Here is a 6,187-nt window from a genome sequence, read left to right on the forward strand (position 1 = left end):
TCAGAAGGGGGAGAACAATATGGAATTTGAGTATAAAAATATTGTTGTAGCAGTTGACGGTTCGAAAACTTCAGAGAAAGCGTTTAAAAAGGCTTTAACTTTTGTGAAAAGAAATCACGCTCGCCTCATCTTAGCGCATGTTGTAGATTCTAGAACATTCGCCACAGCTGAAGCCTATGATCGAACGCTTGGAGAAAGAGCAGAAGAATACGCAAAAGAACTCATTAACAGCTATGTTGAGAATGCCAAAGAAGTTGGTATTACCGACATTGTACGTTGTATTGAATATGGATCTCCCAAAGTAAAAATTGCAAAAGATATAGCAAACTCCGTTCATGCTGATTTAATCATTTGTGGAGCAACTGGTATGAATGCTGTAGAACGATTTCTAATTGGAAGCGTCTCCGAAAGCATTACTAGATATGCTACATGTGATGTATTAGTAGTACGTTAAAGAAATCGGGTTATACCGATTTCTTTTAGCTATCTTTTCTTAATTCATGGACAACATGAGTTAATTCAGGGATTATTAATCTTTCCATCGCTAATCGAACCGCTCCAGAAGAGCCCGGAGTTGAAAAAATAGCTGTCGATTTTCGAACACCTGCAATTGCACGAGACAAGATTGCAGCGGATCCTATATCTTCCTGGTAGCTTAACAAGCGAAAAATTTCTCCAAAACCGGTCATCTCTTTATCTAACATTGGCTTAACCGTTTCAATGGTAACGTCCCGGGTAGCAATACCAGTACCACCATTTGTTAAGATAACATCGACCTTAGGATTTTTACAGCCTGCTTCAATCTGTTTTTCAATTGCCTTTTGTTCATCGGCTACAATTTCATGAATGGTAACGATATGCCCCTCATTTTCTAAAAGCTCTTTCATTAATGCACCACTTTTATCTGTTTTCACATTTCTTGTATCACTTATCGTAAGTATCATACAGTGAACATTTAGTTTATTCTTTTTATGATCCTGTACAGACATTGAAACCCCTCCCTTACTTGACCTAAAAAAGGCTTTGCCATTATCTTATAGCAAAGCCTTGGTGTTTTCATTATGAAAGTCTGATCGTATCTCTTGCAATCATTACTTCTTCGTTAGTCGGAATAACGATTACCTTAACTGGAGAATGTGGATAACTAATAAATGCTTCTTTTCCACGTGTATTGTTTAATGTTGGATCCCAATAAACTCCCATAAACTCTAATCCTTTCAATACTTTAGCACGGATCGTTGCACTATTTTCACCAACACCTGCTGTGAAAATAATGGCGTCTACACCAGACATTCTTGCTGCATATGATCCTATATATTTATGGATACGTCCAGCAAACACGTCCAACGCAAGCTCCGCTCGTTCATCTTCGTCTGCCTTCTGTTCAATATCGCGTAGATCACTAGAGAATCCAGATAATGCTAACATTCCACTCTTTTTATTTAAGATGTTAATCACTTCTTCTGCGGATTGTCCCGTTTTTTCCATGATATAAGGGATAAGTGCTGGGTCAATGTTACCGGAACGTGTCCCCATTGTTACTCCAGCTAACGGAGTGAACCCCATGGATGTATCAATGGATTTTCCACCTTCAATTGCAGTTATACTTGCCCCATTCCCTAAATGACACGATAGTAAACGCAGCTGTTCTAGTGGAACACCTAATAAATCCGAAGCACGTTGAGATACGTACTTATGACTTGTACCATGAAAACCATACTTACGAATACCATACTTTTCATAATACTCATATGGCAAGCTGTATAAATAAGATTTTTCAGGCATAGTTTGATGAAATGCTGTATCAAAAACAGCAACCATTGGAACATTTGGTAAAACCTCGCGAAACGCACGAATACCTGTTAAGTTAGCTGGATTGTGTAATGGCGCTAAGTCAGATATTTCTTCAATTTCACGGATAACTTCATCTGTAATTTTCACAGAATCATTGAATTTCTCGCCACCATGAACAACACGATGTCCAACCGCGTCTATTTCATCAAACGAAGAAATGACACCTGAGGCAATTAATTTATCTAATAGTTGTTTTACAGCAACTTCATGATCTGGGATATCAGATGTTTGTTTGTCCTTATTATCATTCGCCTCAATGGTAAAAACCGAATCATTTAATCCGATTCTTTCAACAAGACCTATTGCTAAAACATTTTCCTCCGGCATTTGGATAAGCTGAAATTTCAAGGATGAGCTTCCAGCATTGATTGATAATACATTACTCATTTTGTTTCACTCCTAGTTGTCTTTAACTTTTGTATGATGCGAACCAACTATTCATTTGGCCTAAAATGTCTTCCATAGCCTTCGTATTTTTTAACGAAGGTAACTTTACTAATAACGGCTGCTTTGGAGCAGTAGTATTTTCCCCTTTCTTCTGCAAAATTAATATGCTTTTTACATTTTTCTCTGATTTAAAAGCAGACTCTGGTAATTGAAGTACACCGACAACATGTGCCACGTTATGTAGATATTTATTTAGTTTATCGGACTGATCGCTATCAAAAAGGAAGTTTGGGATCACAAATATTAAATGTCCACCTTCTGCTGTATAGTTCAAGCTTTGTTCAATAAATAAATGATGTGCATAAGAATGCCCTTCGTCTGCCTTCAATTCAAATTCATTTGCTCGAATATCGTCAGGATAATAACCTACAGGTAAGTCAGAAACAATCAAATCTAATGGGTCAATTAGAAATGGACGTAAACTATCCTGATGGAAAAATTCTACTTCCATCTTTTGCAAATTAGCACTTATTAATCCTAATTTAATTAAGGTCGGATCAATCTCACTCGCAAATGCATCTACCTTATCTCCAAGATGTCCCATTACAGTTGTTAACAAATTGGCTGTTCCACTAGCTGGATCAAATAGTTGGACCTTTTCTTTACCAGCAGTTAACTTTTCTGCAAGGTAGCCAACAATCAGTGCAACAGATTCTGGCGTAATCATATGCTGCTGTTGTGTTGTATTATTCATCCCCTTTAGAACTGAAAACTGAATGGCTTTGCGAATCTCATCTGGACGATAGCCACTAATGTCAATTTCTTTTAATGCTTGTTGAATTTTATGTGTTAAAATATCATCCATGGAATCTTCCACATTTTGGTAAAATAACGATTCTAATGTAATGGCTAAACTGTCTAAGTATGGTTCGTTTTCATGCTGCATAATATCATTCGTTGTTTTATCCATCCATTCAAAGAGTGTTTCGACATTTGATTTTTCCATATCTAATCCTCCGTTCATTCTAGAGCGTAACCATTGTACCAAATTGCCAGTACTTCTGCACATAAAAAACTCTCTCGAAACCGGTCGAGAGAGCATTTTTATCATGTAAGCACTTACTTCGTATTTTTGGCAGCTTCTAATGCTTTATCATAATCTGGATGATTAGAAACTTCTTTTACATATTCGACATAAGAAACTTTATTATCAGAACCAACTACAAATATGGATCGAGCAAGTAAGCGTAATTCCTTAATTAATACACCATACTTTTCCCCAAAATTAGCATCCCGATGGTCTGATAATGTGACTAAATCCGTAACTTCATTCACAGTTGTCCATCTCTTTTGGGCGAAAGGTAAATCCATACTTACCGTCAATACTTGGACATTGTCTAATTTGCTGGCTTCTTCATTAAAGCGTTTTGTTTGCTCGGCACAAACTCCAGTATCTAAAGACGGAACAACACTAATTAATTTAATTTTTCCTTCGTAATCACTTAAGGAAACCTCCTTTAAGTCATTAGATAAAACAGTAAAATTAGGTGCTTGATCTCCAGCTTTTATTTCTGTACCTAAAAGTGTGACTGGATCTTGTTTGAATGTAACGTCTACCATGATCATTCCTCCTATCACATTTAACGATTCACTTTCATTATGAAGATTCAGATAGAAATTGTCTACTAACTACCCTTGAATTAAATTTCAAATGACATGGTATCTTCATCATCTTCTTCACTATCATCATTTTCCGATTTTTGTTTTTTACTTCCTTTTTTAGGTTTACTTTTCTTGTTTTCGCTATCTTTTTTTGATTGACTTGAATCACTTATCATTTGTTGGATTTTATCAACTGCTTTAGGTGCAAAATCAATCATTTTTTCATAGATATGTGTATGTTCATCTAAATGAACCATTTTGATACCTTTAGGACTTACGATTAAGAATGCAACCGGCGTAATAGAAACTCCACCACCACTTCCCCCTCCAAAAGGCATAGAACCGCCTCCACTATCACTATCGTCCCCGCTATCACTCTGGGAATTTCCAGGAACAAACTCACTTCCACCTGCTGCAAAACCAAAACCTAACTTCGAAACAGGAATAATAACACTGCCGTCTGGAGATTCTATTGCATCCCCAATGATAGTATTTACCTCAACCATATCTTTTAAATTTTCCATCGCAGTAGTCATTAGGCCTTGTATCGGATGTTCTTCCATATTATTGATCCTCCTCATCATTATCCAAGTTTATTCGTTAACTAAGAATATACTTCATTTTTTTGTGAAGCTTTCCGAATAGATTTCATAACCGTGTATATAGCTTGTCCTATTCTTATCGATACAATGCAATCAAACTTTGACTCCAATTGTTTCAATTGGAAATTTGGAGTAATTTTTATTTTGGGGTTTCCGGATATATTCCCAACCTCTTTTAGATAGGAGATCATCATTCCTTTTAATGTCCAAATACCTCCTATAACAATCCCTGTTGAACTAGCGTTTCCAGTCCCAATTGTGGTTTGCCAATTTAATTGATGGAACCACGACTTTGCTAGTAACCTTTTCATCGTAGCCAAGGATATCTTCATTTTTTTAAATGAATCCTTAAATACTTGTTTAAAACGATCGGTTCCGCCAGATATATCTACTTCTTCTATTAAATCAAAGATATCCATGTCTTCCTGTTTCTTAATATGCCATTCCTTGGAATAGATGTTCAGTCGATATATTCGTACATTAAGTTGAATATCATGTGAATGCTTTTGGTATGTATAACTAATATTAATATAAACCTTGGAAACCAGTACCATGACAACAAGGAAAAATAACACAAAACCAATAAAAACCCAAACCAACCTACCCACCCCTATCTTCCATATACCCTTGTTATTAGCATGCTACATTTTTCCATTTCTATGATAAAAATTTTTCTAAATTAGAATTTCATTGATGGCAATGATAAAATTATGGTAGTTAACTTTCACAGGAGGAATATAAATGGCATACCGAAAAAATATCTTTTTTTATGTATATGACCTTGAAGTAAATAAGCGATTGGAGCCTTTATATGAATTAGCAAAGCAAAACGATTTTACAATTGTATCCGATGCAATTGATGCAAATATCATCGTCAGTGTCGGTGGAGATGGGACCTTTTTACAGGCCGTAAGACAAACAAATTTCCGGGAAGATTGTTTATACGTTGGTATCACAAAAGATGATGAGTCTGGTCTCTACTGTGATTTTAATTTAGATAGCTTTGACGAAATGCTCCACTCGATGGAGCATGAAGAAATGGAAGTAAGACGTTTTCCTATTTTAGAGGCAAATGTTAATGGAGAGTCATCCTTCTATTGTTTAAATGAAGTAAGTATTCGGTCGTCTATCATCAAAACAATTGCAATGGAAGTATTCATTGATAATCACCACTTTGAAACGTTTCGTGGCGATGGATTAATTGTTGCCACACCTACTGGTAGTACGGGCTATAATAAATCAACAAACGGAGCAGTCATCGACCCATTAATACCGAGTTTCCAAGTTACCGAGCTCGCCTCCCTTAATAACAACCGTTACCGAACACTTGGATCCTCTTTTGTTTTAGGCAAGGATCGATCATTAAAGCTTGATATCATTCAAGATGGAAACGATTATCCTATCATCGGATTTGATAATGAGGCATACTCCGTTCGAAACATTCGAAACATAACGATTACGTTAAGTGACCGTGTTATAAAAACAGTAAAATTGAAGAACAACTCCTTTTGGGACCGTGTTAAGAGAAGCTTCTTGTAAAATGTGGGGTTTTCCCCCACATTATTTTTTGTGTGAAGTACCATTGAAGGTTAATTCGTCTGTTTGAATGTTGATTTTCCCGGGTGAACTTTGATTTTTTCTGTCTGAACGTTGATTCTTCCGTCTGAACGTCGATTCTTCAT

Annotated in this window: 8 protein-coding genes; 2 read left to right on the top strand and 6 right to left on the bottom strand. The window is 36.2% G+C overall.

What is annotated here, in order from left to right:
- The first annotated feature begins 19 nt into the window (after positions 1 to 19).
- Positions 20 to 454, top strand: a complete 435-nt coding sequence (locus BMX40_RS12870) for a universal stress protein (protein WP_090870537.1) — start codon at positions 20 to 22, stop codon at positions 452 to 454.
- Positions 455 to 479: 25 nt separating this feature from the next.
- On the opposite strand, the gene BMX40_RS12875 is transcribed toward BMX40_RS12870, so the two are convergent.
- The 6 genes from BMX40_RS12875 to BMX40_RS12900 all read right to left on the bottom strand — a co-directional run bounded on the left by BMX40_RS12875 (position 480) and on the right by BMX40_RS12900 (position 5,104).
- The gene (locus tag BMX40_RS12875; RefSeq protein WP_090870539.1) at positions 480 to 989 is read right to left on the bottom strand and encodes a MogA/MoaB family molybdenum cofactor biosynthesis protein; all 510 of its coding nucleotides are present in this window, start codon (positions 987 to 989) and stop codon (positions 480 to 482) included.
- A gap of 70 nt (positions 990 to 1,059) precedes the next feature.
- The gene (locus tag BMX40_RS12880; RefSeq protein WP_090870541.1) at positions 1,060 to 2,241 is read right to left on the bottom strand and encodes an acetate kinase; all 1,182 of its coding nucleotides are present in this window, start codon (positions 2,239 to 2,241) and stop codon (positions 1,060 to 1,062) included.
- 22 nt (positions 2,242 to 2,263) lie between these two features.
- Positions 2,264 to 3,247: a class I SAM-dependent methyltransferase gene (locus BMX40_RS12885; RefSeq protein ID WP_090870543.1), complete on the bottom strand. Its 984-nt coding sequence runs from the start codon at positions 3,245 to 3,247 to the stop codon at positions 2,264 to 2,266.
- A gap of 113 nt (positions 3,248 to 3,360) precedes the next feature.
- Positions 3,361 to 3,861: a thiol peroxidase gene (tpx, locus tag BMX40_RS12890; protein ID WP_090870545.1), complete on the bottom strand. Its 501-nt coding sequence runs from the start codon at positions 3,859 to 3,861 to the stop codon at positions 3,361 to 3,363.
- An 80-nt stretch (positions 3,862 to 3,941) separates the two neighbouring features.
- Complete coding sequence (gene ytfJ, locus BMX40_RS12895) at positions 3,942 to 4,466, bottom strand: GerW family sporulation protein (RefSeq protein WP_090870547.1); 525 nt, start codon at positions 4,464 to 4,466, stop codon at positions 3,942 to 3,944.
- Between the two features lie 41 nt (positions 4,467 to 4,507).
- Positions 4,508 to 5,104: a DUF2953 domain-containing protein gene (locus tag BMX40_RS12900; protein WP_090870549.1), complete on the bottom strand. Its 597-nt coding sequence runs from the start codon at positions 5,102 to 5,104 to the stop codon at positions 4,508 to 4,510.
- 142 nt (positions 5,105 to 5,246) lie between these two features.
- On the opposite strand from BMX40_RS12900, the gene BMX40_RS12905 reads away from it, so the two are divergent.
- Entirely contained in the window at positions 5,247 to 6,044 is a 798-nt protein-coding gene (locus BMX40_RS12905; protein ID WP_090870551.1) for an NAD kinase, read from the top strand.
- Positions 6,045 to 6,187: the final 143 nt, after the last annotated feature.

The sequence above is a fragment of the Oceanobacillus limi genome (genome assembly GCF_900111445.1).
Taxonomy (GTDB): Bacteria; Bacillota; Bacilli; order Bacillales; family Amphibacillaceae; genus Ornithinibacillus; species Ornithinibacillus limi.